General features: G+C 39.2%; 25 protein-coding genes. 7 read left to right on the forward strand and 18 right to left on the reverse strand.

Going from position 1 to position 24,434, the window contains the following annotated elements:
• Nucleotides 1–71: 71 nt before the first annotated feature.
• On the reverse strand, nucleotides 72–536 hold the full coding sequence (locus IV512_RS04525; protein ID WP_209401096.1) for a hypothetical protein: 465 nt from the start codon (nucleotides 534–536) through the stop codon (nucleotides 72–74).
• A gap of 157 nt (nucleotides 537–693) precedes the next feature.
• On the opposite strand from IV512_RS04525, the gene IV512_RS04530 reads away from it, so the two are divergent.
• From IV512_RS04530 to IV512_RS04545, 4 genes are all read left to right on the forward strand, one after another.
• A complete protein-coding gene (locus tag IV512_RS04530; RefSeq protein ID WP_209401099.1) occupies nucleotides 694–837 on the forward strand; it encodes a hypothetical protein in 144 nt (47 codons plus the stop codon).
• 146 nt (nucleotides 838–983) lie between these two features.
• On the forward strand, nucleotides 984–1,961 hold the full coding sequence (locus IV512_RS04535) for a VWA domain-containing protein (protein ID WP_209401103.1): 978 nt from the start codon (nucleotides 984–986) through the stop codon (nucleotides 1,959–1,961).
• Nucleotides 1,962–1,965: 4 nt separating this feature from the next.
• Nucleotides 1,966–2,565, forward strand: coding sequence for a hypothetical protein (locus IV512_RS04540; protein ID WP_209401107.1), 600 nt, complete (start codon nucleotides 1,966–1,968; stop codon nucleotides 2,563–2,565).
• A 309-nt stretch (nucleotides 2,566–2,874) separates the two neighbouring features.
• Nucleotides 2,875–4,038, forward strand: coding sequence for a hypothetical protein (locus tag IV512_RS04545; RefSeq protein ID WP_209401111.1), 1,164 nt, complete (start codon nucleotides 2,875–2,877; stop codon nucleotides 4,036–4,038).
• 169 nt (nucleotides 4,039–4,207) lie between these two features.
• Here the strand turns inward: IV512_RS04545 and atpG are convergent, their stop codons facing one another.
• The 15 genes from atpG to IV512_RS04620 all read right to left on the reverse strand — a co-directional run bounded on the left by atpG (nucleotide 4,208) and on the right by IV512_RS04620 (nucleotide 17,528).
• Complete coding sequence (gene atpG, locus IV512_RS04550) at nucleotides 4,208–5,068, reverse strand: ATP synthase F1 subunit gamma (protein WP_209401114.1); 861 nt, start codon at nucleotides 5,066–5,068, stop codon at nucleotides 4,208–4,210.
• A 67-nt stretch (nucleotides 5,069–5,135) separates the two neighbouring features.
• Nucleotides 5,136–6,716 carry a F0F1 ATP synthase subunit alpha gene (atpA, locus tag IV512_RS04555; protein WP_209401117.1) on the reverse strand — a complete coding sequence of 527 codons (1,581 nt, stop codon included), beginning with the start codon at nucleotides 6,714–6,716 and terminating at the stop codon, nucleotides 5,136–5,138.
• Nucleotides 6,717–6,779: 63 nt separating this feature from the next.
• Nucleotides 6,780–7,319 (reverse strand): ATP synthase F1 subunit delta, encoded by a 540-nt coding sequence (atpH, locus tag IV512_RS04560; protein WP_209401120.1) that lies wholly within the window; start codon nucleotides 7,317–7,319, stop codon nucleotides 6,780–6,782.
• A gap of 44 nt (nucleotides 7,320–7,363) precedes the next feature.
• Nucleotides 7,364–7,864 (reverse strand): F0F1 ATP synthase subunit B, encoded by a 501-nt coding sequence (locus IV512_RS04565; protein ID WP_209401124.1) that lies wholly within the window; start codon nucleotides 7,862–7,864, stop codon nucleotides 7,364–7,366.
• Nucleotides 7,865–7,950: 86 nt separating this feature from the next.
• The gene (gene atpE / locus IV512_RS04570) at nucleotides 7,951–8,139 is read right to left on the reverse strand and encodes an ATP synthase F0 subunit C (RefSeq protein WP_013993139.1); all 189 of its coding nucleotides are present in this window, start codon (nucleotides 8,137–8,139) and stop codon (nucleotides 7,951–7,953) included.
• Nucleotides 8,140–8,177: 38 nt separating this feature from the next.
• Complete coding sequence (gene atpB, locus IV512_RS04575; protein ID WP_209401127.1) at nucleotides 8,178–9,362, reverse strand: F0F1 ATP synthase subunit A; 1,185 nt, start codon at nucleotides 9,360–9,362, stop codon at nucleotides 8,178–8,180.
• A gap of 90 nt (nucleotides 9,363–9,452) precedes the next feature.
• On the reverse strand, nucleotides 9,453–9,851 hold the full coding sequence (locus IV512_RS04580) for a DUF6168 family protein (RefSeq protein ID WP_209401130.1): 399 nt from the start codon (nucleotides 9,849–9,851) through the stop codon (nucleotides 9,453–9,455).
• Nucleotides 9,852–10,076 carry an AtpZ/AtpI family protein gene (locus tag IV512_RS04585; protein WP_209401134.1) on the reverse strand — a complete coding sequence of 75 codons (225 nt, stop codon included), beginning with the start codon at nucleotides 10,074–10,076 and terminating at the stop codon, nucleotides 9,852–9,854.
• On the reverse strand, nucleotides 10,054–10,509 hold the full coding sequence (locus IV512_RS04590) for a polymer-forming cytoskeletal protein (protein ID WP_100870362.1): 456 nt from the start codon (nucleotides 10,507–10,509) through the stop codon (nucleotides 10,054–10,056). Before IV512_RS04590 ends, IV512_RS04585 begins: the two co-directional genes overlap by 23 nt.
• Before the next feature lie 3 nt (nucleotides 10,510–10,512).
• On the reverse strand, nucleotides 10,513–13,068 hold the full coding sequence (locus tag IV512_RS04595) for a hypothetical protein (RefSeq protein ID WP_209401137.1): 2,556 nt from the start codon (nucleotides 13,066–13,068) through the stop codon (nucleotides 10,513–10,515).
• 424 nt (nucleotides 13,069–13,492) lie between these two features.
• Nucleotides 13,493–14,206 carry an ABC transporter ATP-binding protein gene (locus IV512_RS04600; RefSeq protein WP_209401138.1) on the reverse strand — a complete coding sequence of 238 codons (714 nt, stop codon included), beginning with the start codon at nucleotides 14,204–14,206 and terminating at the stop codon, nucleotides 13,493–13,495.
• A 37-nt stretch (nucleotides 14,207–14,243) separates the two neighbouring features.
• Nucleotides 14,244–15,713 (reverse strand): DUF5687 family protein, encoded by a 1,470-nt coding sequence (locus IV512_RS04605; protein ID WP_209401139.1) that lies wholly within the window; start codon nucleotides 15,711–15,713, stop codon nucleotides 14,244–14,246.
• Between the two features lie 56 nt (nucleotides 15,714–15,769).
• The gene (locus IV512_RS04610; RefSeq protein WP_209401140.1) at nucleotides 15,770–16,480 is read right to left on the reverse strand and encodes a hypothetical protein; all 711 of its coding nucleotides are present in this window, start codon (nucleotides 16,478–16,480) and stop codon (nucleotides 15,770–15,772) included.
• Nucleotides 16,477–17,187: a hypothetical protein gene (locus IV512_RS04615; protein ID WP_209401141.1), complete on the reverse strand. Its 711-nt coding sequence runs from the start codon at nucleotides 17,185–17,187 to the stop codon at nucleotides 16,477–16,479. Before IV512_RS04615 ends, IV512_RS04610 begins: the two co-directional genes overlap by 4 nt.
• 2 nt (nucleotides 17,188–17,189) lie before the next feature.
• Entirely contained in the window at nucleotides 17,190–17,528 is a 339-nt protein-coding gene (locus tag IV512_RS04620; RefSeq protein WP_209401142.1) for a PadR family transcriptional regulator, read from the reverse strand.
• 142 nt (nucleotides 17,529–17,670) lie between these two features.
• Between IV512_RS04620 and IV512_RS04625 the strand changes: the two genes are divergently transcribed.
• Nucleotides 17,671–18,720: a ferredoxin--NADP reductase gene (locus IV512_RS04625; protein ID WP_209401143.1), complete on the forward strand. Its 1,050-nt coding sequence runs from the start codon at nucleotides 17,671–17,673 to the stop codon at nucleotides 18,718–18,720.
• A 139-nt stretch (nucleotides 18,721–18,859) separates the two neighbouring features.
• Nucleotides 18,860–20,722, forward strand: a complete 1,863-nt coding sequence (locus IV512_RS04630; protein WP_209401145.1) for an SLC13 family permease — start codon at nucleotides 18,860–18,862, stop codon at nucleotides 20,720–20,722.
• 3 nt (nucleotides 20,723–20,725) lie between these two features.
• On the opposite strand, the gene IV512_RS04635 is transcribed toward IV512_RS04630, so the two are convergent.
• On the reverse strand, nucleotides 20,726–21,502 hold the full coding sequence (locus tag IV512_RS04635) for a patatin-like phospholipase family protein (RefSeq protein ID WP_209401147.1): 777 nt from the start codon (nucleotides 21,500–21,502) through the stop codon (nucleotides 20,726–20,728).
• Between the two features lie 73 nt (nucleotides 21,503–21,575).
• Nucleotides 21,576–23,096 carry a Do family serine endopeptidase gene (locus tag IV512_RS04640; protein WP_209401149.1) on the reverse strand — a complete coding sequence of 507 codons (1,521 nt, stop codon included), beginning with the start codon at nucleotides 23,094–23,096 and terminating at the stop codon, nucleotides 21,576–21,578.
• Between the two features lie 682 nt (nucleotides 23,097–23,778).
• Here IV512_RS04640 and IV512_RS04645 point away from each other — a divergent pair.
• Nucleotides 23,779–24,429: a TetR/AcrR family transcriptional regulator gene (locus IV512_RS04645; protein ID WP_209401151.1), complete on the forward strand. Its 651-nt coding sequence runs from the start codon at nucleotides 23,779–23,781 to the stop codon at nucleotides 24,427–24,429.
• Nucleotides 24,430–24,434: the final 5 nt, after the last annotated feature.

The following is a 24,434-nucleotide window of genomic DNA, read 5'->3' on the forward strand; positions in this document are numbered from 1 at the left end:
TTTAATACTCAAAAGTACCCATTTATAGGGATGTGGCAAAGTATTGTTACTACATGCCAAATACTAAGTCCCTATCGTTCATTTTTTGCCGTGAGCGTAGGATAACTAACTGCCAGGTTTCGACGAATGCCATTGATTTTATAATATCTGACCTTTTCGTTGCTCACATAGCTGATTACGGCCTGAGTTTCTGACAAATCAAAAGGAAATAGCTCAGAGTCACCGCCCGTAGATACTTCGGCAGTATCTTGATTACCGAACTCGGCAACTGCCACATTACCCATTTCGGTAAGTTCTATACGTACAGGAGTCATTTTTCCCCTATAGTATAAGTTTTTCAATATGGCCTTCTCATTCTCTAAACTTAGAATCGGTATGACCACCTCATGGCCACTTTTTTCATCTTCTTCTACAGTCCATTCTTGAGCATAAGCTTCACCCAAACTGAACGGAGCTGTGGACTCTAATTTTTTAGTGGAGGAACAGGCACTTAATGAAAGTATTAACACCAATAAAACAACAATTCTAATTTTCATAATGGGTTCTTTACGAAAATAGATACGGATAAAGCGACAGACGGGACTATATTATTCGGTCAATACCGATTTTGATTTCTCTGATTCTTCTTCAAAAGCTAGTGCCAGATACCCTTTAACCGAAGAAGAGTTAAATGAAATCAATCAATCGGATGTAGTGGAATTTAGAATTGTTTTAGACTCACACCAGTCAGGTGAAGCTGAAGAAAGAGACAATCATCAACTACATCTTGATGGCAAGTTCAGTAAGAAAAACAAAAGGGTATGGGCTGAATTTGTAGATGAATTTCTAACGCTTTGATATCAGGTTCTCAATAATAGAAAGAATTAAAAATCTCAAAACCTAGAAATATAAACGTAAAATAAATGAATGCTTACGCTTACTAAATGGCCATAGGTGTATTTATACGTTTTTGATAAGTTTAATTACAACCATACCACACTATTATGAAAAATAAATTACTGTTCACTCTCGCTCTGTTTATTGCACTTATTTCAATCGGATGTTCGAAAGATGATGGACCTTCGGCAGAGAAAGCTTTCGAAAATTTAAATGATTTCACCACCGCTGAAATTGAAACAACGATACCTAGGGTAGAAATTTCTCAATCAGGTACTACCTTAAAAGTATTGTTATCGGTAACAGACCAAGATGGCATTCCTCTTGAAGAATTTACGTTGGGAAATTATGATGTTGAAATGATTGAAAATTCAAATGTAGAAATGGTCGGTCAAAACAAGATTGCCCTTTCGGTTTTTGACCAGAGCAATACTGCCCCTCTCGCGGCTGCAACGACGCTAGACTATTCGGGAAGCATGTCGAGCAGAGATATACTTGATATGGAGAACGCCCTTCGCAGCTTTATAGCTCTAAAGGCCCCATCCGATCAATTATCAGTAATAAAATTTGGGTCACAGGTAGAAGAGGTACAGAAATTTACTAACGACACTACGCTTTTAAACGCGGCAATTGAAATTGATCCATTTATAGGTGCCTCTACGGCATTTTACAGTGCCTGTGATCTTGGTCTAGAAAAAGCCAATGAATTAAGTAACGTGCTACCGTTGGTCATCGGCTTTACCGATGGGGGCGATAACGCGTCTTCGATATCCTTGTCGGGCCTAATCACCAAATCAAAGAACTTGAGCATACCTGTTTATACCGTTGGGTTTGGTAATGCTAGACAAGAGTCACTACAGACGTTGGCAGAAGAAACGGGGGGGCGATTTTACTATGCCCCAACAGGTAGTGACATTGCAGATCTCTATCAGATAATAAATGGACAGCTACGAAAGCTCTACATTTTAGAATGGGAAATAGATTACCCATCGGGCACCGAACTGACCGTTCAAATAACCACAAATTATACCGCAGGTGGGGGAAGCTTTACCGACATTTCCGAGAAAACAATAATTATACAATAAGTTTATGAAAAGAATATTTACAGTTTCCCTAGTCTTTTCAGTATTACTGGCATGCTCGAAATCTGAGGATAAAAACATCTCAGAAAATCTTAACGAGCAAAATTTATTAGGCACTTGGTTCGCAACAAAGCTCTCCACTGATAATGGGGAAAATGTTATTGGTCAAGAATATTGCTCTACCAAAGATTCTTCTGACCTTCCTTTTTCTGGAAACTGCTCTGGAACAGAGGTAGAAGAGTGCAGGGTTTGGGAAGAATTTAGTATTAGGTTTGATGAACTTAACTTGTACGAACGTATAGAGTACAATCCTGAAAAAAGTGCGAGCATCGATTCGAACAACTGCGAAATCACATATTTTGAAAACGATTTTTTTAAGAGTACGGCAAAAGGCACTTGGTCTTATACTTCCGGAGACAATGAAATTGTTCTTGAAGAAACTTATGTATTAATAGAACTATTGAATTATGGAGAAGAATACTCCAGAGAGGATTTTGACATAGATCAATTTACTTGGAAAATAATATCATTTACAGATAGTGAACTTCAGATATTTTGGAGAACACCCGATCAGTTCGACGTAGAAATACATTTTGAGAAAAGGTAGTGGCAAAAAGTAGGTGTGCCAGTGTTTTATCAAATGTCAAATAAGATTGGGCTAAAACCTCGAACCCTTTTCTATTAAAAACCTTTAAAAGGTCGTAAAGCTAATACATACTTCTTAATTGCCGTTTAAAAGTAGGGTTGGACCTCTACAAATTGCTTCCTTGGAGGTGAGGTAGAGTTGCATTGATTGTTCTTTACCAATTGATATAATAGACCGATTGCCCTTCAACAAATATTTTATGTCTTTTATCGATTGACTGATTTTAACAATTCATTGATTAATACTTTCCGTTTACAAACCAAACACCATATGAAACTGAGCAGATTACTACCCTTAATTTTAACATTAACTCTGATTTATTCTTGTAGTAAAAGTGATTCTTCACCGGTCGAAGTTGAACAAAATAATGATGAAGAAATTATTGAAGATGAATCTACAAACCAAGAGCAGCCAGAAATAGATCAACCTGAATATTCTGATGCAGCCAGTACTATCTCAAATAATGTGATAATTAAAGGAAGTGAAAAAATTGATGGAATCTTACCAACACCAAATGAAGCTATTACGTTGGATGTCTCAGAGGTTAATTCTAAAGGATTTTTAAACGAAGGTTTTAATATTCCTGTAAGCTCTAATGCTGATATAGTTGGGGCATACATTCAGTTCAAAACGAAAGACGGAGGCCTATCTAAGAGCTACTACAAAGTAAATTTTGAACACAATATGTCAATTGACACAACTAATTTCGAAGATGTTTCCTTTAAACAATTTGACATTCCCAAGAAGCTCTCATTTAAAGAAAATTCTTTCTCAATAGACGTTGATTTTAATTCTAATATTGAACCGGGAAAATTCTGCTACTCTATTTGTGTTTTTGATAAAGACGGAAATATTAGTGGAGCTGAAGAAATTTGTGTCACGGTTTTAAACTGGGGAGGTAATGACGAACTTGTTGGAACTTGGAATTATTACAAAGATGTAAGAAACTATACGGATTGGGGTACAGTAGAAAGAATTGTTGGATCAAATCTTTGTTATAAACCCAGAACTTGGTATTGTGCTGAAGGGGGTTCATTTCAGTATTCAAACTGTCATGGCTGGCTTTTTTTGACAGTAACTTATAATGCAGATGGCACCTATGAACGCATTTCAGAATCGTATGGGCAATATGTTATTGGAAAAGAATCTGAAGTTAATTGCGAACCTGTCTATACAACTGATGCTATGGAAACAGTAAAAACCACAGGCACTTGGTCTTACGATTCTGAAAAAGAACAGCTTGTTCAAGTCCAATATACTTATGAGGGTGAAAATCAAAACGGTCCGTTTAGCTATATATATGATAAAGGTGAGGGCCGCTTATTATGGCGATCAAATGTAGTTACTGAAGATAATTTATTCATTTTCGGAGAGGATTATGAATATCCGATAAGAGAGTTATCAGGGTTTCGGTACTTCCATTCAAAAGAGTGAGAAAATTAGTAGATTATTAGCTCACCTTTGAAAACTGATGAATTCATACATAATGGCACAAGCGATAATCTTAATACTCAACATTTCAAAGTGTATGTTTTTTGTTAAGTACAACAAAAAAACCTCACATGACTGCGAGGTTTTTATCTATTATCTCTAACTGATACTATTAGTTATTCAAAGCCTCTGCTCCACCAACTATTTCTAAAATCTCATTGGTAATAGCCGCTTGTCTAGCTTTGTTATAGGTAAGTTTCAACTGGTCTCTAAGCTCGGTAGCATTGTCAGTAGCTTTATGCATAGCAGTCATACGAGCACCGTGCTCACTGGCAAATGAATCTCTAATGGCTTTGTACAATTGTGTTTTAAGCGATTTAGGTATCAGCTGTTCCACAATTTCAGCCTTAGAAGGCTCAAACTTGTAATCGGTACTTATTGACTCACCACCTTCCGCAGGCACAATTGGCAAGAACTGCTCGGTCATCACAATTTGGGTGGCCGCATTTTTGAACTTGTTGTAAACGATATCGATACGATCGTAATTGCCCGATACGAATTGCTCCATCAACTCTTCAGCGATAGTCGATACGGCATCGAAGTTCAAATCATCGTATACTCCACTATGGTTTGAAATCACGTTTGACTTCTTATTTAGAAAATCATTGGCTTTCTTCCCGATTGTAACGAAATCTACTTGCTTTCCGGCATAGGTCTCATTGATAAGATGGCTCGTCTGTTTCAAAATATTCGAGTTGAAAGCACCGGCCAAACCTCTATTCGAAGTAACCGCAACAACCAAGACCTTTTTCACCTCGCGGTTATCGGCATACTTGCTCCCAGAGTCACCATCTAAGCTAGCACTTAAGCTTTGTAAAAGCTCAGTAAGCTTATCTGAATAAGGTCGCATTGCCGTAATAGCATCTTGAGCCTTCTTCAACTTAGCAGCGGAGACCATTTTCATGGCACTCGTAATCTGCATCGTAGAAGATACTGATGAAATCCTATTTCGTATTTCCTTTAAATTGGCCATTTCTCTTTTAGTAATTAGTTAATAGTGGTTAGTTAATAGTGTAATCTAACCTCCATACCTAGTACTCTTAACCTCTGTACTTGCTTGAAAGTTCTTTTGCTACACTGGTCAGGGTATCGATAACCTCATCGGTTAATTTACCTGCTTTTAATGTATCTAGGGCACCTCTATGCTTAGCATTCAAGAACTCTAGGTAATCTCTTTCGAATTCTTTCACTTTCTCAACCGGCACATCTCTCAACAAGTTTTTAGAACCTGCATAAATAATGGCTACCTGATCCTCTACTGTGAATGGGTCATTTTGAGCTTGCTTCAAGATTTCAACGTTTCGACGTCCTTTCTCAATGACGTTCAAAGTAGCCGAATCTAAATCAGAACCGAACTTGGCGAACGCTTCCAATTCGCGGAACTGCGCTTGATCCAGTTTCAAAGTACCTGCTACTTTTTTCATAGATTTAATCTGGGCATTACCCCCCACTCGAGATACGGAGATACCAACGTTAATCGCCGGACGAACACCTTGGTTGAAAAGATCCTGCTCTAAGAAAATCTGACCATCGGTAATTGAAATTACGTTAGTCGGAATATATGCGGAAACGTCACCTGCCTGTGTTTCGATAATAGGAAGAGCGGTCAATGAACCACCACCTTTTACCATGGGCTTTAATACCTCTGGCAAATCGTTCATACTTTGAGCAATCTTATCATCATTGATAACTTTTGCTGCACGCTCCAACAATCTCGAATGCAAGAAGAAAACGTCGCCAGGATATGCTTCACGCCCCGGTGGTCTTCTCAAAAGAAGGGAAACCTCACGGTATGCAACAGCTTGTTTGGAAAGGTCATCATAAATAATCAATGCAGGGCGGCCTGTATCACGAAAATACTCACCGATAGACGCACCTGCAAAAGGAGCATATACCTGCATTGGCGCAGGATCGGAAGCATTAGCGGCTACAATTGTCGTATAAGCCAGTGCACCTTTATCTTCTAAGGTCTGGGCAATTGCCGCAACCGTAGAAGCTTTTTGGCCAATAGCAACATAAATACAGTATACCGGCTCACCGGCATCGTAAAATTCTTTTTGGTTTAAGATGGTATCGATACAAACAGTAGTCTTACCTGTTTGACGGTCACCAATTACCAACTCTCTTTGTCCACGACCCACAGGAATCATAGCGTCGATCGCTTTGATTCCAGATTGCATCGGTTCGGTTACCGGCTCTCTATAAATAACACCAGGTGCTTTACGCTCTAATGGCATTTCGTAAGTATCGCCAGCAATCGGGCCTTTTCCATCGATAGGGGTTCCCAAAGTATCAACAACACGACCTACAATACCCTCACCAACTTTTATAGAGGCGATTCTTTGCGTACGTTTAACGGTGGCACCTTCACGAACTTCTTTTGATGGGCCTAAAAGAACCACACCCACGTTATCTTCTTCAAGGTTCAAAACGATACCTTCGAGACCACCATCAAACTCCACCAATTCTCCATACTGGGCATTGGATAGTCCGTATACACGGGCGATACCATCACCTACCTGTAATACGGTTCCCACTTCATCTAAAGTAGCGGTAGCTTCAAATCCTGATAATTGTTTCTTTAAAATTGCTGATACTTCAGCGGCTTTTACTCCTGCCATTTGTTCAAACGTTAGACTTTAGACAGTGACCGTTTTTCGCTACGCCCAGTGTCTTAGTTGTTATTATAGACTATTCGTAAATTCTCTTTTCAAATTGTTGAGCTTGTTCGCTATGCTCGCATCATACTGCAAATCACCAACTCTCAACACAAATCCGCCAATGATACTTTCATCGACATTATTCTTTATGGTAACTTCGTTACCGGTCAATTGTGCAACCTGTTTTAGAACTTTCTTTTCTAATTCGGGCGTCAACGGAACGGCCGTGGTTACTTGGGCTACACCTTCACCTTTCAAATCTTCATGAAGTATAATGTACTTTAAAGCTACTTCATTCAAAAGTGCAATTCGTTTGTTAGATGCCAAAGTATCGATTAAACCGATTGTGATTTCACTGCTGCCCTTGAAAATAGCTTTCAACGCCTCTTTCTTCGCTTCCCCTTCAATAATAGGACTTTGAAGCATATTGCGCAGCTCTTTACTCTCAGAAACCGTAGCTACGATCGAACGCATATCTTCCTCAACGGCACTTGCCACTTTCTTTTCGACCGCAAGGTCTAAAACGGCTTTAGCATAACGTATGGCTGCTCTAGAATCGCTCATTTTTTGTTCTTATTAGGAAGTCGAAACTTCAACTTTCTATTCTATTAATTCAATTTAACATCACCCAACATACTATCAACAAGCTTAAGCTGCTGCTCTTTATTGGACAATTGTTCTTTCAATACTTTTTCCGCAATCTCGATGGATAGCTCGGCAACTTGATTCTTGATCTCGGCAACAGCTGCCTTCTTTTCGCTTTCGATGGCGGCCTGCGCCTGCTTCAACATTTTATCTCCTTCAACTTTTGCCTGCTCTTTAGAGTCGGCAATCATTTTGTCTTTAATCTCGCGCGCTTCTTTTAGCATGGTCTCGCGTTCGGCACGTGCTTCTTTCAACAACTTGTCGTTATCGGCTTGAAGGTTTTGCATTTCTTTACGCGCCTTTTCAGCAGCTTCCAAAGCACCTTGAATACCTTCTTCTCGTTCATTCAATGAAGTTAAGATGGGTTTCCAAGCGAATTTTACCAAAAGAAAAATAAGACCTAATAAAAGAATGGTCTGTACAACGAACAAACCTGGCGAAAAATCATTTACTAAAGTTTCCATATATAATATCTTAAAATGCTGAAAATGAATTAAAGCATTTCCTGCAACCAACCGTTACAGGAAAATGCCTTTAGGTTTTGCTGTTCTTATTTTCCCAAGAACAAGGCACCAAATGCCAAACCTTCTAAAAGTGCAGCGATGATAATCATCGCAGTTTGTATTTTTCCTGTCGCTTCTGGCTGACGGGCAATACCTTCCATTGCCTTACCTCCAATTTGACCAAGTCCGATACCTGCTCCGATTACGATTAAACCTGCTCCAATTAAATTGTACATAGTAAATTGATTTATATATTAAATAAAAAAACTCAATTCTAGATGAAATTCTCGCGCACATCTTCTGCGTCGGAAACTTCATGCCCATGGGTATCGTGCTCATGGTCATGGTCATGCTCGGCAACGGCCATACCAATGAAAAGTGCTGATAACATGGTGAAAATATAGGCCTGTAAAAAGGCGACCAAGACCTCGATAAGGGTAATAAAAAATGATAAAACCAATGAAAGGCCTGTCGCCCCGGCAACCCCTAAACTATTTTTTAAAGTGAACATGATGGCAATCAAACTCATCACCACAATGTGGCCCGCAGAAATATTGGCGAACAATCGAACCAATAGCGAAAACGGCTTGATCAAAAATGCACCTGCCAATTCTATGATTGCCAAAACAGGGCGAATCAACACCGGCACACCAGGCATCCACAGCATGTGCATATAATAATCTTTGTTTCCACTAAATGTATATATAACCAGAGTGAATATGGCCAAGGCCGCAGTAACCGCTAACTGGCCAGTAACGTTGAAACCTAACGGAGTCAAACCTAACAAGTTCAAAATCCATATAAAGAAAAATACGGTCAACAAGTAACCTGTGAACTTTCTGTATTTTTTTTCTCCGATATTCGGCTTAGCAATTTCATCTCTAACATAAATAACCAATGGCTCTAGAACACGACCAAAACCAGATGGTACTTTTTTGGTCTTGTACTGCCTGGCCAAGCTTGAAAATGCCCAAAGCATTAAAAGACCTACCAATAGAATACCTAAAACACTTTTAGTAATAGAAAAATCTAACATCTTCGAAGCATTGGTCGCATGATGGGCCTCATCAAACTTAACTTCGCTAGCACCCGCTTCCAATTCATATATTTTGCCGTGTAGCTTCACAAAACTAGAGCCGCCCTTTTCTACAATGACCTCACCTGAATCATCATGGTGAAATTCAGAAGACATAAAAGTGACCAGACCGTTACTTGACCACAAGATCACCGGCAATGGAAAACCAACATGCTTACGTTCACCTGAATCTGCCGTGTAAGAGAACAAGTGAAAATCGTGGGCGTCTTTAATATGGTGCTGTATATATGCGTCAATCTCTTCTTTGGTGCTAACGGCACCTTCTGCCTTATCGTCTGATTCTGAAGACGCAAAACCTTGGAGTGAAAAGCAAAGTGTAAAAAGTAGTAATAGAGTTCCGACCGATCTTGATACTTCCTTCATTAGTTCTTTATCATAAAATTAAGCTCCTAAAATTTGGCGCAAAAGTAGTTATTCTTTGATTAATTCAAACCATTTTTAGCACAGAAAATTCTATGATTCTTTACTGCGCAGTGTTTTTATAACAAAAACCACTTCCAATATTAGAAAAATGGCAATAGGAACAAGAAGTGAAGCCCTGTGAAAACGCGATATGGTCTGATCTCCCATCAGTTGCGGATAAAAAATCATGGTAAAGACCATAATTTTGAACACCAATAGACCCATATAAATAAAACCCAGTTGCGGAAAAACAGAATTAATTCGTGCCAATAGATTAAAGACAATTATCACCGACAAAGAGAAAATACCATGAAAAAGATATGTATTTCTCAATAACCAAATGAAGGTTTCATCTTCGCCATTCAAAAGAAAGTTATGTAGAAAATAAGAAGTCGTGCCCACTAAAGTGAACACGACTATATATAATAGTACTGTTTTTAACAATGCCATCTATTTATTCAAATTCATTACCTTTTTTATGACCAGATACATCGACAAAAATACGGCAATTAGCGTTACCGTATCTTCGAAATAGGTTTTTTCGAACTTGACATCTAACCATGCGCCCAAAAGATTGCCCAAGTAAATAGTGGCCCCCATTTGAATGGCAATACCCGATAGGCTTGCCGCATTGCGAATTAGGCGCGAGTTATCACGAGGCTTTTGCTGGCTCATTTGCAGAAGAAGCACTGCTGCCTAGTGTTGATTTATTAAAACTGTTTGAAGAGCCTGCGCTAGAGGCGCCGCCTTTACCTTTCATCGTACAAGAAGCATTAAAAGTGGCCCCTGGCTCTACAGCCAATTTGGTCACAGAAACCGTGCCTTCGATTACTGCTGAAGATTTTAGAGACAACAAGTCAGATACCAAAAGCTCACCATTAAAACTTCCTTCAATATCTGCATTTACACATTCAACTTTGCCGTGAATGTAGCCATCTTTACCGATGACAACTTTACCGGTAGTCTTTACATTACCGTCTAATTTTCCATCGATTCTAAAGTCAGCTTCAGAAATGATATCACCTTTAATTTTTGTATGCTTTGATATTCTGTTCGGTTGTGCGCCAATTTCGTTCATAGTTCTAGGTTTTTTGTTATCGGAAAACATTTTTTATGGTTTTGGGGTTAAAATTTGATTTTTATAGTCTTGTAGGTTTTTGTGCACTTGCACAATCTTGTAGTTGTCAGATAAAATTACAAAATTCTCATTGTCAATAAGGTAATCCTTGTTAAATTTTATAAGCTCGGCAAAGCCCAAAGCATAATCTTTAGATTTGAAACCGTGTACAACGACAAACTGCTCTTCTAATGTATAGATGTCTTTAGATACTATATTTTTATAGCGTAAGTCTTTAATTGCCTCTTCGAGCTCTTTCATTACGCGCAATGCAATTTGGTCGTTGCTTCTTCTAAATGGGAAAACAACTTTCCAATTGTTGGTTCCCGTTGAGCCCTGCTCGGGTGAAAATTCGGTCACGGCAAGTTTCGGCAATTGTTCGGAAACAATCATTTCGGCCTTCTTGCCCTCGGGTGTATTCGGATAGGTGAGGGCCACATAGTTCAACGATTCTTCAAAGGGTTCGAAACCGTTCAAACGGCCAATGGCATTTGCCTTTAGCATTTCTAGTTTTGGAACGATAGGGTCGCCCGTAAATTTTTCGATGTTTTCTTCGGCCCCAGTAATCGTACGCAGAAACTGTTGTTGCTGATACATTCTAAAAAGTGTTGCATAGCGTGCCTCAGGACTGTCGGCATCGTCTTCAAGAACAGCTCTTGGGTTAAGAATGATTTCCGCGTAGCGGGAATCGCCATGATTTTTGAGAATATCGGCTTTCATCGAAGCCAACAATGGGCTACCTTCTTCTTCATAGATTTTATACAGATTGTATTTTGAAGGAAGCACTAGCCGTTCTTCAGGATTGGAGGCCAATACATCTTCTAGCTTTTCTGCGGCCAACATATTTTCCTTGAATTTTTCTTTATAGATCAGGCCTAACTGGTAATTGGCAAAGTTGCGCTCGGTTTGCAAACTATCTATAAAACCTTCATCCGTCGGAATTTTATCTAAATAAAAATCAAGGGACATTTTATCATCAACGCCGGCATCTGACCCCTCGGTCGCGCTGGCGGCAACAGCATCTCCGGTAGCCTCCGATGGAAGCGCCCTGCTCTTATCGCTCCAGCGCCAGTTGTCGGCCAATTCTCTTTTACCCCAACGTTGGGTAAAATCGTTTTTACCGTAACCAAGGCTGGTCACATTATAGAAATAGAACTTGCCTTTATTTTCTTTTCCCCCTTTGCTCTGGGCAAATTGGGCGAAACCGGCATTTTGTCTTTTTTCCTCTTTTTTGGCCGCTGCTTCTTCCGCTGCCTTCAATGTATTGATATGGTCTTCAAAAAAGGCAATCTGCTTTTCTTTGGGCAATTGATATAAGGTAATTACACTATCTGCGTGTTGAACGATGTCTTCGTACTTAACAACATCTTCGAGGTTATCTAGCTTCTTTTTGGTCGACCTGAATTTTTTGGTGTTCTCTTTCAGATTGGGAAGTACGCTATCGTAATACGCCCCTGCCAATTTATATTCATTTCGGTCAAAATTATAGACCGCAAGATTTTCGTAGTTAAGGGCGTTCAGCTTAGGCTCGTTTTGAGTAGCCCGTAGTGATTTGTTAAAATACGCTAAAGCCACACTATCGTTTTCTTGCTGAAGGTGAAATTCAGCGATCTGACGAAAAATGATGTTCAAAAATGGCCTGTTCTCACGATTCTCTTCCAAATCTGTGAGGTACTCGAACATTTCTTCTTTATTCGCTTCGGTAACCTCTGTATTTTTTATTTTCTCGACCTCAGCATTGATCATATAGACCCGTGGTGATTTTCGGTTGAGATCGATTACTTTGTCAAACGCATAATTGGCACTGTCTTTATGCCCCATTTGATTAAAGAGTTGCCCTATGATGTAATAGTAGCGTCCCTTTTCAGGGTTTTTCTTGGTGTAATAGGAAGCAATTTTAAGTTGTTGTACCGCAGTATCTCTTACCCCTAGATTAATATAGGCTTGGGCCATCATGGCCCGGGCATCGGCATACTCTTGCTCTTTAAGGTCTTCATACTTCATTAACCACTTTAGGTTTTTAATGGCCAACTCCTCGTTTTCTAACCTAATATTTACTTTTTCCCGCCAAATACGTGCCTCGGCCAATTTGTCGCTGTATTCGTATTTGTTGATAATGTAATTAAAGGCTTCTAGAGCGGGAATATATCGCTGATCAAAATATCTCGCTTTGCCCAAGAGTAGAAAGGCTTCATCGGTTTGAGGATTGCGCTCCTCGTCCCGAATATCCATACTATGTTTTTGTATGGCCTTTGTTGCCTTTTCTTCGGCAATTATAAAATTGGGATTGTTATCTTCTGAATCTAGTTTAATTTCTTCGGTTACCTCAAGACGTTCTACCGGTAGTAGTTCCCAGTAATCATCTTTATAGGTGTTGTTCAATTCTTCACGGCCTTCTTCAAAAGCGATATTGCCGTTATACAAAGTGTTGTACTTCGTATTCAGGGCATGCCAGTTTCGATTGACGAACGTGTCTTTTTTGGTAGAACATGCACTTAGAACGATGCCCCCCAGAACCGAAATTAGAACCAGTTTATTATGTAGTTTCAAAATTGTAAATCTGTGTACGTAACTCTAACTGAAAAAGAACCGGATTATTATGTATTTCATCGATAAAATATTAATTAGCCGTCTCTGAAAAACAAGCTTCCGTGCTAAATAATGCTAGTATCTCTATACAAACTCAGTTTTAAAGAAAAAGAAAGTTGAAAGGGTCATTTAACTATGAGTTTTAGAAAAAGAGAAACAATCTGTATCTACAATTTACAAACTATATGGTCTGTAAATAAAAAAACTGAATCTCAAACTTGAGCCAACGGAACGTTCACGGGTATTATCTGCCCCATGTCGACAACTATATGATTCAAAAACGAATGGAAAAAACTAAAACCAACTCATTGGTCAGTTTTGGTATTTCAGTGCAATTAAGGCGTGGTTTCATTTCAAAACCCTTGAAGCACAGTTTTTTTGCTATTTAAGCTATGGTAGATGTCGATCCCGAGAAGAATTCTTCTAGTTCTTTCAAGGTTTTCGTAGAGGTTTCAATATCTTTTACAATTTCGCCCTTGTTCAAGACTACTATTCGTTCACATACCTCGGTAACATGAATAAGGTCGTGACTAGAAACTAACACCGTAACACCCTGTTGCGCGGCCAAATCTTTAATAATACCTTTTAAGCGAATCTGGGTGGTAGGGTCAAGATTGGCAAATGGCTCGTCGAGTATCACTATTTCCGGATTACCAATAAACGAAGCCACGATCCCGGCCTTTTTCTGGTTTCCTTTCGACAGGTCTCTTAAATATTTCTTTTGACCTAAAATTTCTCCATGAAAGAAATCTTCATAAGTAGAAAGTAAGGCATCGACATCAGCTTTGTTCTGACCCCGAAGTTCTCCAACAAAATAGAAATACTCTTCAGCGGTCAAATATCCTATTAAAAAAGATTCATCAATAAAGGAAGAGGTAAAGGTTTTCCAAGCTTCGCTTTGATCTACTCTAATCTCATTGCTAATAATATGCCCGGTAGTCGGTTGAATCAAATCTAACAAGAGGCTAAAAAATGTGGTCTTACCGGCGCCGTTGTTGCCCACTAGCCCAAAACTTTGTCCTTTAGGTATTTCTAAACTTTCAAGGTTCAAAACTATTTGTCCACTATAGTTTTTAGTTAGGTTTTGTACTGAAATCATGTGTTTATTTTTAAAAATGAAATAAGCTCGAATATTTTCAACTGTTCTTTTCTTTAAAACCGGCAATCATTCGATACTTTTTATTTCGATATAGTCGCGTAATCATATCGAGTAGGTTGTTTCTCAAAGCAAAACCCACAACGCCAAGAGCACTCAAGGTGATAATAGCCACTTGAAACGAGACCCAATAATTCAGCACCGTAAACAAAATCATAGGTATACCAAAAAGAGGAATGCCCACCAAGAACTGCACCGCACTGACCCCTTGCATGTTGGCCACCGCACTTTTTCCTAGGTCGATACGTTTTTTGTTCATCGAGCCAAAAAAAAGAATTATAGGCACATTTACGCCTAGATTGTAAAGTGCACAACTAAAATTAATGGCCAAGGCCTCCCATCCAAAATAGACATAAGGTACAGATAATAAGAACATCACCACAATGCTCACATAAATAAGACCTGCCTTAGACTCTAAATAATTTCTGAGCGGAATGTTCTGAGACATCATCATACTATAATACTCACTATCCCAAGCAGGTATGAACTGCCCAAAATTCATCAAGAAAATTCCAGTCATAAAAATCCCGACAAAAACGAGCATGGGCGAGGTAGAGCCGAAATCATCCATGGTGTAAAAAACCAATCCGTATAATATCATGGCCAATGATAAAAATACTTGCGTTTTTGTACGCTTGTTACGCCATATCAGCTTTAAATCTAACTGAAGAAAAGGTGCAATATGCCCTAAGCGACGGGTCCATTTCATATCGGAAGCAACCACTTGCTTGGTCTTCTTTTTTAAGGTGGTATCTAAAAAAATTCTATTTCTAAGATAGTTGTAATTGATGTAGTAGGTGCAGCCTACAAATAGTACTGTCAAGATTAACCAAACAGGGTTTTCATATAGCGTATAAAAGAGATTGCCTATGTGTTCCGTTATTGGGTAAATGTCGAATCGGTCTAAGGCATAGCAGCCCAACAAGAGAGCGCCAACAAGAATCAAGGCCTTGTCGTTCTTATTGATTATAAAATTAATGTAGTTTATGCTTAAGGTGATTGCCACTATCGACAGAAACCAAAGGGATACATTTAAAGCCGGATAACCTTTGGTTAAGAGTACGATACAGAAGGGCACAAAAAAGAATACACTCAATAAATTGTAAAAGGAAACCGTGGAGCGCGCAAGAACGTAGTGTGTTAAACTACTCTTTTTAATGGGGAGGCTCAAAAAGGGCTTGATATCCATAACTGGTAGTTTCTGCATAAAATACCTCAAAAAAAGCTCTGCGAGAATCCAATACACCAAGAACCGGTTAACCGAGACCAGTGGGTCTATATCTGGAAATACCTTTTGTAGCATGAAAAAAATACCGGCCCCGCCCATAGCTAATGAGGCTAGCATATATATCGCAAAGAAGCCCATTAAAATTTTCACTCCCAAGGTTTTTCCCAATGAAGAGGATCGAAAGAATGATTGCCACTGTAACTTGGTGAAGTGCTTGAACATAGAATCAGGGTTTCAAGTTTTATGCATGGGTGTAAGAAAAGGAAGAAATGTTACAGTTAGTTGGTAAAATTGTATTCCGGATAGGTACTGGACAATAGTTCATCTGCTTTGGAGGGAACCACAATAAGAATGGTTACTGTCAAAAATGCGCTAAGAACAATGAGACAGGCAAAAGCTAAAAGCACAAGTGAATTATCCATAGAAATCTGTTCTCTTATAAATTTTAGGTTTAAAATAATTGGGAGAAGATTCAGAAAATTAACCCAATGGCCATAACTATAAATTTGGTCTTTGAGCAGCCACTTTTTACCATGCCTAACCATTTCCAGTTCGTTGTTGCTTCTGTTTTTGAAGAGGAGGTAAAACACAACAAAAACGTGGGCGAACAGAATTCCTAAAACAGAACCATGCCTAAAACCGATTGGTATGTTCCATAACATAATCGTAATTAAACCCACCAAACACATGGTGAGCAAAACTTTGGGAAACTTAACAAATTCTTTTAAGAAGCTTAGAACAACTTTTAGGTATTTCTTCCGCATTGCCGCCGATTTTTCCTCTACAACATCCATAAACCCAAAGGCACCGAACTTCTTAAATTCATTCTGTAAAGCGTCCTCAAAAGAAAGATTTGGATTCTCTTGCCATTGTTCTTCAATACCATTGGCCAAATGATCTACCAGTTCGGTTTGTAGGTCGTAATGCTCCACATAGTGCTTGCGGGTAAACTTATACAGTTCTTGTATATGGTCTTGGGCGATTTTCATGATTTGGACACTAATTTATACTCCGGGTAGGTTTGGGTCAAAATCAGTTCTGTACGACTTGGGAGAACTTTAACTACCACATAATTAATCAGAATTCCGGCAACTATTAAAATACTAATGATAAGGTCTAAAAACAAGATGTCCGTTGGTTTGGAAAATATGGCAATGCCATTGATAATCTGAAACATATTCAAAAAACTCAATGACACTCCTTGAACCGAATGAAGTCTTTCCTCTAACAGCCAACGCTTGGCTACCCCAATTTTATTACGAAACCTCTTTTGAACCTTGTGGCCCTCATACATAAAGTAAGCTACAGCAGGTAAAAGAAAAACGGCCAAAATAATCCACTTATATTCTTGAGGGAGCGCCCTCAGAACCATCACTAAAGATAGTATAGAAAGCAAAACCCATAGAATTCTTGGCCAAGAAACCCATTGTTTTAATTCTTTAAAGAGTAGGGTATTGTATTTGGTTTTCATTGTCTTTTTACGAAACTTAATTACGGATTGAAAACCAAAATGACCGAACTTCTTAAACTCCCGTTCTAGGGCTTCGTCAAAAGTAAGCTTTGGGTTTTTCTGCCATTGTTGTTCTATACCATTGGCCAAATGATCTACCAATTCTGCCTGTAGGTCGTAATGCACCACCAATCGCCTACGGGTAAACTTATATAGTTCTTGTATGTGATTTTTTGTTAGTTTCACCCTTATTGAATGCTCCAATTAGGTTTCACCAAATTCTGCATGCTTCTTATAAACTCTTCAAGCTCAGCAAGACGGTTTACCGTTTCCTTTTCCCCAACTTCCGTGAGTTTATAATATTTTCGTATACGATTATCAACCTTAGCCACCTCAACATCCAACAAACCTTCTGCCTCCAACTTGTGCAGGGCCGGGTAAAGGGCGCCTTCAGTAATCGTTAATTCGCCTTTGGTAAGTTCTTTCACTTTTTGAGTAATCTCGTACCCGTACATTTTTCCCTTTTCATCCAACAGCTTCAATATGATAGTATTTAAGCTCCCCTTATAAAGTTTCGAATTAGCCATAGTCACTACAACAGATTATCTCATCTAATATACATAATTTTCTTATGTATATATTTTTTTTAGATGCCTTTTTTTGTTGTTTCCGTTTCAAATGGGCCCATCAATGCTTAATTTAGCACCCTATTTGCGATAAACACATCTCATGAGTAAATTTCATTCCCTTACGGTAAAACATATCAAACCGTTAACACCAAATTCGGTGGCCATAACACTTACCATACCTAAAGACCTTATTCAAACTTTCGATTTTTTACCTGGGCAGTATGTCACCATAAAAAAAGAAATAAAAGGCAAAGAGTTAAGAAGGGCCTATTCAATCTGTTCTTCTCCAAAAAGTGACTGTTTTACCATTGGGGTAAAGAAAGTAGATAGAGGCGGGTTTTCCGATTACGCACATACCAAATTAGCCGTTGGAGATGTTCTCGAAGTTATGCCGCCAGAAGGTCGTTTTACATTTAATTCTTCAGGAAAGGCCAAAAATATCGCCGCATTCGCCGCCGGTAGCGGTATTACCCCGATTATGAGTATTGCGAAAGCCGTTTTGGCAAGCGACCCGAAAAGCAAGTTTGTGTTGGTGTATGGCAACAAGTCGTACAAAGACACCATGTTCTATACCGATCTGGTAAAATTAGAACTGAATCACCCAGATAGATTCTTCACCTATTTTATAACCAGTCAGACCCAAGAAGATGATTCGCTGTTCGGTCGAATCGATGCATCAACGGTGAATTACGCCTTAAAGAACAAACACAAAAACACCGAATTTGATGCGTACTACCTCTGTGGACCAGAAGCCATGATCAATCTGGTTTCCGATAAGCTTCAAGAAAATGATATCCCTAAAGAAAAAATTCATTTTGAACTTTTCACCACCACCGAAATTTTAGACGAAATGCCGGTTGACGCCGAGGGTCAGACACAACTGAAAGTTATAGTTGATGAAGAGGAGTTTTCATTTCAAATGGACAAAAAAGAGCGGGTTCTTGACGCTGTACTCAAAGAAAATATCGACGCACCCTATTCTTGCCAGGGGGGCGTATGCAGTAGCTGTATCGCCCGGGTCAAAGAGGGAAAGGCTGAAATGGTGAAAAACCAAATATTGACCGATGGTGAAATCGAAGATGGTTTTATTCTTACCTGTCAAGCCCTGCCACTTACGCCTACGCTAATTGTAGATTATGATGATGTTTAGGTGTTAGGTTATTTTTAAAAAATTAATACTTGAAGGCTCTCCAATTGGTGGGCCTTTCTGTTTTTAGCATCCGCATTAATTTCGAATGGGGTAGTTGCATTCGTCGTTTACAATATATTTGTGCGTATTAACCCTAATTATGACTTGGGAAATTATTTTGGTCTTTCTCATCATCGGCGCAGTAATCTTTCTGTTCGCCTTTGAGATATTTCCCATGGATAAAATTTCGTTCTGCATCATTGCAGCACTGCTACTGACCGGTCTGGTATCTCCCGAAGAAGCCGTAAGCGGGTTTTCGAACAAAGCGGTTATTACCATTCTCTGTTTAATGATTTTGGCTATCGGCCTTGAAGAAAATGGGGCCATTTCTTGGTTGGCCAAAGGTCTTAAAGTTCTTAAAAACTGGCCAATGGTATTCGCTTTGTTGGCCATTATGCTAATTGCAGGCAGTATATCGGCCTTCGTTAGCTCAACAGCCGTGGTCATTGTTTTCATTAAGATAGTGGCGGAGCTCAAAGAGAAATATCAAATGCCCCCCGGCAAAATGCTATTGCCCATTTCCTTTGCAAGTATCCTGGGCGGAAGTTGCACACTCATGGGTACTTCTACCAATTTACTGGTCAATAATATTTCAGCAAGATATACAGGAGAGCGACTCGGTTTTTTTGAATTTACATGGATGGGTGCCATCTTCTTGATCGTTTCCGTTATTATTATACTTCTCTTCTACAAGTTTTTGCCCCAAGAAACCGGTGACCTTTCGGATAATTATGATCTTGATCGGTATTTACTGACCATAGATGTTGAGCCCGACTCTTCTCTGGTGAATATCAAACTGGGTGATTCATTTATGTTCAAAGAATCTGATATAACCGTTTTACGAATCACCAGAAACGGGCGGGACCAAAATATCTTGAACAAGAATATGAGTATTAGGGCCCACGATGTTATTCTGTTGCATTGCAGCCTTGACAATCTACAACAGATGCGAAGTGAAGGTTATTTTGATATCGAAGGCGAGGAAGCTGATCAGCTTAAATCAACTAAAGGTACACAAATAAAAAAGGTAGGCGCTACGGCCAAGAAGAATAAAAAAGCTTCAGAAAAAGAAGAAGAAAAAGGAGATAGAGAATCGGTTCTACTCGAACTTTTGTTATTGCCTGGATCCCGATTTGTCGGTAGAACCATTACCGAATTAAAGCGGATGATCGTACCGAGGGCCATACCTCTTGCTGTTAACAAACGTAAGAAATTAACCAACTTAAAAACCCGACTTTATCAAAGTAACAAAGAATTTACCCGTTTGAAAATTGGGGATCGGGTGTTGATACAGACCGATGCCGAATATGTACCCAACTTCGAGAACAGTAATAATTTGGCCGTTTTAAACCAGTTCGAAGGTAGGCCACCGACAACGGTATATAAAAGAAATTTGTCCATTCTAATACTACTGAGTACAATAATATTAGCGGCTACCGGAGTATTTGAGGTAATGACCAGCGTTATTACCGGCACCTTGGCCATGCTGCTTTTCAAGTGTATAGAACTGAATCACATTTATGAAAAAATCAACTGGCAAATTATATTTCTTTTAGCAGGTATGATACCGTTGGGTATCGCAATGAGTAATGCCAAAGCCGATGAATTTATTACGCAAGAGCTTTTGGGGCTAATGGCCGGGCAAAAGCCCATGATTATCATCGGGCTATTGTTTCTAACGACCATGTTATTGAGCAGTGTGGTTTCTAACAATGCCACTGCGATTATAATGGCACCCATTGGTATTTCTTTAGCGAATGGTTTAAATCTTGATGTGAAACCTTTTATACTTTCTGTAATGTTCGCTGCAAATTTTAGTTTTTTCACACCCCTCGGCTACCAAACCAATGCCCTCATTTTCAGCATGGGCATCTATAAGTTCAAACATTTTTTGATTATCGGCGGGGTGATTTCGGTAGTTTTATGGGTTGTTGCCACTTTATTGTTAAGTGCCATGTTGTAAGCCTTATTCAGACAACAGAGCATCAAGAGCACTACGGGAACGGTCATAACCTATGAGGTAAGCCTTTTCGATACCCTTTCGGTCTAAAACCCCAATATTCTCTAACTCCTTAAACTCCAAAAGAAAATCACAGGCTTGCAATTTAGACCTGTTGATGGCATATATCATGAGACCGGTGACACGACCGGTAATCTGCAACGAATTCTTTAAGGCATTTCTTTCTAAGGGGGCTACCACAGACACGTTGCTGCCTAAAACGAAATCGACCTTATCAGCAATCGGTTCGAGCGGAAAGTTATTCATTATGCCCCCATCGGCATAAAATTTGCCGTTCAGTTCGACCGGACTAAAAACCGGAGGCAAAGCAGCTGACGCCAATAATGGCCCTATAAGTTCTCCTTCTGAGAAATAAGAAAGTTCACCATCTTGTAAATTGGTGGCTACAACATGTAATTTGCGCTGTAAGGCTTCAAAACTATCTTCAGGAAAATAAACCCGGAATACATCGAAATATCTATCGGTATCGATAAAACCCGGTTTAACAATGGTCAAAAAGTTATATTTGAAAAGTGGGGTTTCCTTAAAGAAAGAAAGCATTTCGGTCACTGAATTTCCATTGGCATATAAGGCACCAACGAGTGCGCCCACACTGCTACCGCTGACTATTTCAGCCGATATTCCATATTCGTTCATCGCTCTTATCAGTCCAATATGTGCCATACCCCGCACACCTCCCCCTGAAAGAACCAAACCAATCGATTTTTTAAGAATATCACTCATTTAAGCTTAACATAAAAAGATGCCGCATTGAACAATCTCAATGCGGCATCTAAGTTACTTAAATTGAATAGGCTTATTCCGAATCCATTCCAAAAGCATAGTAATATTTAGTTTTAGAGCCTTCATAGACCCCCTCAAGCATTACTCCGCCTGCCTTATTCTCCAAAGCTTTACTGATATCATCCAAATCTTTCACCTTTTTTCCGTCGATATGAGTGATTATAAAGCCTTCTTTCATTTGGGTCTGTTTACGAATCTTGCCCGGATAAAGGCGTGCTACTTTTACGCCTCCATCTAAGTCAAGCTTCTCTGCAACTTCATCATCGAGCACTTCGAAATCGGCACCCAATAAGTTCAATACCTCCTTCTTTTCACGCTTAACAATGTCAGTGGTGCCATTGGCATTTTCGAGAACCACATCAAACTCTTTTTCTTTGCCGTTTCTCTTTACCGTAACGACCACCTTGTCACCAGGTCTCTTACTCGCAATAATTTCTTGAAGTCGTGGTGATGTACCTACTAATATGTCGTCAACTTTGGTTATGATGTCTCCTGACTCGATTCCGGCTTTATCAGCCGCACTTTCTTCACCGACATTTTCGACCCAAACTCCTTTAGAGAAGTTCACCTCTTTTTCTTTCGCCAAACTGCCATCCATTGTACGAATGCTTACTCCCAACATACCTCTCTGCACGTTGCCATATTTCAATAAATCTTCAACCACTTTGGTGACGATATTACTGGGTACCGCAAAACCATAACCGGTATAACTACCCGTTCTACTTGCGATGGCCGTATTGATTCCGATAAGATTTCCTTCTAAATTTACTAAGGCACCACCACTATTACCAGGGTTAATAGCGGCATCGGTCTGAATAAAGCTTTCGACCGCGAATTTTTCTTTATTGATGTGAATGCTTCTGGCTTTGGCACTTACGATACCGGCCGTAACAGTTGAATTAAGCCCAATTGGGTTACCAACGGCCAACACCCATTCACCTACCTCCACATCATCAGAATTAACCAAGGCCATTGTTTTCAATCCGTCAGCCTTAATCTGCAATAAAGCTAAATCGGTAGTTGGGTCGGTACCGACCACCGTAGCCTTGTAAGATTGATTGTTATACAAGGTAACCTCTACCTCATCGGCATTGTCGATAACGTGATTATTGGTAACAATATAACCCTTCTCGTTAATGATTACCCCAGAGCCTGTGCCCACCATTGGCTGTTGTTGCATGCCACCTTGGGGTACTTGGTTCTTGAACATATCACCAAAAAACTCACGAAAAGGATCCGGAAGTTCGCGAGCACTGCCATTATTTTGTGCCCTTGTTTGAATTGATTTAATATGTACTACGGCATCCAACACCTTTTCACTAGTGTCGGTAAAATCGAGGGGTTTAATATTGCCTTCGTTATCCGCAGTAAACAAAGCATGCTGACCCTGTAACCCACTAACCTTTGTTATATTAGCCGATTCGTCTTTAGTAAGTTGACTACCTTTTACTACGGCAAAACTCACCCCAAGGGCGATTAGGGCGGAGAACAGGTAGATTCTCCATCCTTGAACGGTTTTTCTGTTATTTGTCATTTTTCTAAACTTATTTAAAATTAAACTTGTACGTCTTACATGAAGCAGCTTGACTGAACGAATGTCAATTTGTCCGTACGACAAACTTTCATCAAACTATTTCTAGCCTCGGCGGTTCAACCTATCTCTTTTTTGTTTTACAGGAATTAAAACTGGGCGTTTGGGAAAAGCATCCCTCCAAACGGTCTTAATGGTTAAAACCAAAAAAATAGTATAAACCGATGCGCTTATTAGTAAAGCAAGTGTTAAGTAATCCATATTAATATAAATTTTTAAGAACAATTTTACGATTGTTAATTGTCAATTCTTGTGCCAAACGAAGGAGGTAAAATCCTAAAAAATATTTAAATGTTTAATGGGTGATAGGGTATAAGGTCGATTCAAAAAGTCTAACATCTACTGTTGCCTATATAAGAATGAACGCTCAATATCATCATGTTAGACTTTACCTTCTCTGCCGTATTTGATTGTTATTTAGAATTTAAGCGGCTTTTAATCCCAAAAAAAGATGCTTTAAACCGACTAAGCGGTCGGTTACTTTTTGTAAAAAGAGGGTCGTACGTCGAGATTGTGACAGTTTGGCGATATTTTATGTTCTTACAACCAATTAGATTCAACCAAAGTGCAATCGGTGGGTTCTTTGTATGAGACTTAACGGTCGGTTTAACCCAAATTTGATATTATGAACAAGACATTAAAACGCATGGCCACCATGCAACGTATGCAGGTCACAGGACTCGAGCTTTTTTACAAGAAAGGATACTATAACACAAGTGTAGATGATATTTTAAAGGAACTATCCCTTTCAAAGGGGGCTTTCTATTACCATTTTGATTCAAAGGAAGATTTTTTCATTCAGATTGTAGAAAACCTACTTGTGCGTAAGATGTACAGCATGCTTATAGAACCTATTGAGGGTCATGAAAACACTTTGGACATGATAACCAACTGTTTTGAAGAAGCTTTGGAAACGGCTGTTCACAATGAGTTTGACTTCGGATTTGTTCTGAGTAACTTCATAAACGAATTCAATGGTAAGAATGAAAAAATCATGAAGCACCTTAACGATATTCTTAGAATATGGGAAGCCAATTTGGTGTCAGCCATTCAGCGAGGTAAATTCAATGGTCATATTGATAGACATGTAGATAGCGAGGGTGTGGCGGTTTATTTGATGAGCGCTTATATAGGGGTGCGAACCTTAATGGTAGAAACAGCACCGAGTGCCCGTAAATATCGTTTTATGTCACAATTAAGACAGTACTTCAAATCAATGGAGCCCAAGTCTGAAAATGCAGTGAACCAATCTTCTGGATACGGAACCTATAATTAATGCCA

Source organism: Pseudozobellia sp. WGM2 (assembly GCF_017810075.1).
Taxonomy (GTDB): domain Bacteria; phylum Bacteroidota; class Bacteroidia; order Flavobacteriales; family Flavobacteriaceae; genus JADNYK01.

Coding starts and splice junctions, on each gene's coding strand:
- IV512_RS04525 (WP_209401096.1), bottom strand. CDS start 536: ATGAAAATTAGAATTGTTGTTTTATTGGTGTTAATACTTTCATTAAGT.
- IV512_RS04645 (WP_209401151.1), top strand. CDS start 23,779: ATGAACAAGACATTAAAACGCATGGCCACCATGCAACGTATGCAGGTC.
- IV512_RS04625 (WP_209401143.1), top strand. CDS start 17,671: ATGAGTAAATTTCATTCCCTTACGGTAAAACATATCAAACCGTTAACA.
- IV512_RS04610 (WP_209401140.1), bottom strand. CDS start 16,480: ATGAAAATCGCCCAAGACCATATACAAGAACTGTATAAGTTTACCCGC.
- IV512_RS04565 (WP_209401124.1), bottom strand. CDS start 7,864: ATGGAAACTTTAGTAAATGATTTTTCGCCAGGTTTGTTCGTTGTACAG.
- atpH (WP_209401120.1), bottom strand. CDS start 7,319: ATGAGCGATTCTAGAGCAGCCATACGTTATGCTAAAGCCGTTTTAGAC.
- atpE (WP_013993139.1), bottom strand. CDS start 8,139: ATGTACAATTTAATTGGAGCAGGTTTAATCGTAATCGGAGCAGGTATC.
- atpB (WP_209401127.1), bottom strand. CDS start 9,362: ATGAAGGAAGTATCAAGATCGGTCGGAACTCTATTACTACTTTTTACA.
- atpG (WP_209401114.1), bottom strand. CDS start 5,068: ATGGCCAATTTAAAGGAAATACGAAATAGGATTTCATCAGTATCTTCT.
- atpA (WP_209401117.1), bottom strand. CDS start 6,716: ATGGCAGGAGTAAAAGCCGCTGAAGTATCAGCAATTTTAAAGAAACAA.
- IV512_RS04590 (WP_100870362.1), bottom strand. CDS start 10,509: ATGTTTTCCGATAACAAAAAACCTAGAACTATGAACGAAATTGGCGCA.
- IV512_RS04620 (WP_209401142.1), bottom strand. CDS start 17,528: ATGGCTAATTCGAAACTTTATAAGGGGAGCTTAAATACTATCATATTG.
- IV512_RS04640 (WP_209401149.1), bottom strand. CDS start 23,096: ATGACAAATAACAGAAAAACCGTTCAAGGATGGAGAATCTACCTGTTC.
- IV512_RS04630 (WP_209401145.1), top strand. CDS start 18,860: ATGACTTGGGAAATTATTTTGGTCTTTCTCATCATCGGCGCAGTAATC.
- IV512_RS04585 (WP_209401134.1), bottom strand. CDS start 10,076: ATGAGCCAGCAAAAGCCTCGTGATAACTCGCGCCTAATTCGCAATGCG.
- IV512_RS04605 (WP_209401139.1), bottom strand. CDS start 15,713: ATGTTCAAGCACTTCACCAAGTTACAGTGGCAATCATTCTTTCGATCC.
- IV512_RS04545 (WP_209401111.1), top strand. CDS start 2,875: ATGAAACTGAGCAGATTACTACCCTTAATTTTAACATTAACTCTGATT.
- IV512_RS04635 (WP_209401147.1), bottom strand. CDS start 21,502: ATGAGTGATATTCTTAAAAAATCGATTGGTTTGGTTCTTTCAGGGGGA.
- IV512_RS04535 (WP_209401103.1), top strand. CDS start 984: ATGAAAAATAAATTACTGTTCACTCTCGCTCTGTTTATTGCACTTATT.
- IV512_RS04600 (WP_209401138.1), bottom strand. CDS start 14,206: ATGATTTCAGTACAAAACCTAACTAAAAACTATAGTGGACAAATAGTT.
- IV512_RS04580 (WP_209401130.1), bottom strand. CDS start 9,851: ATGGCATTGTTAAAAACAGTACTATTATATATAGTCGTGTTCACTTTA.
- IV512_RS04540 (WP_209401107.1), top strand. CDS start 1,966: ATGAAAAGAATATTTACAGTTTCCCTAGTCTTTTCAGTATTACTGGCA.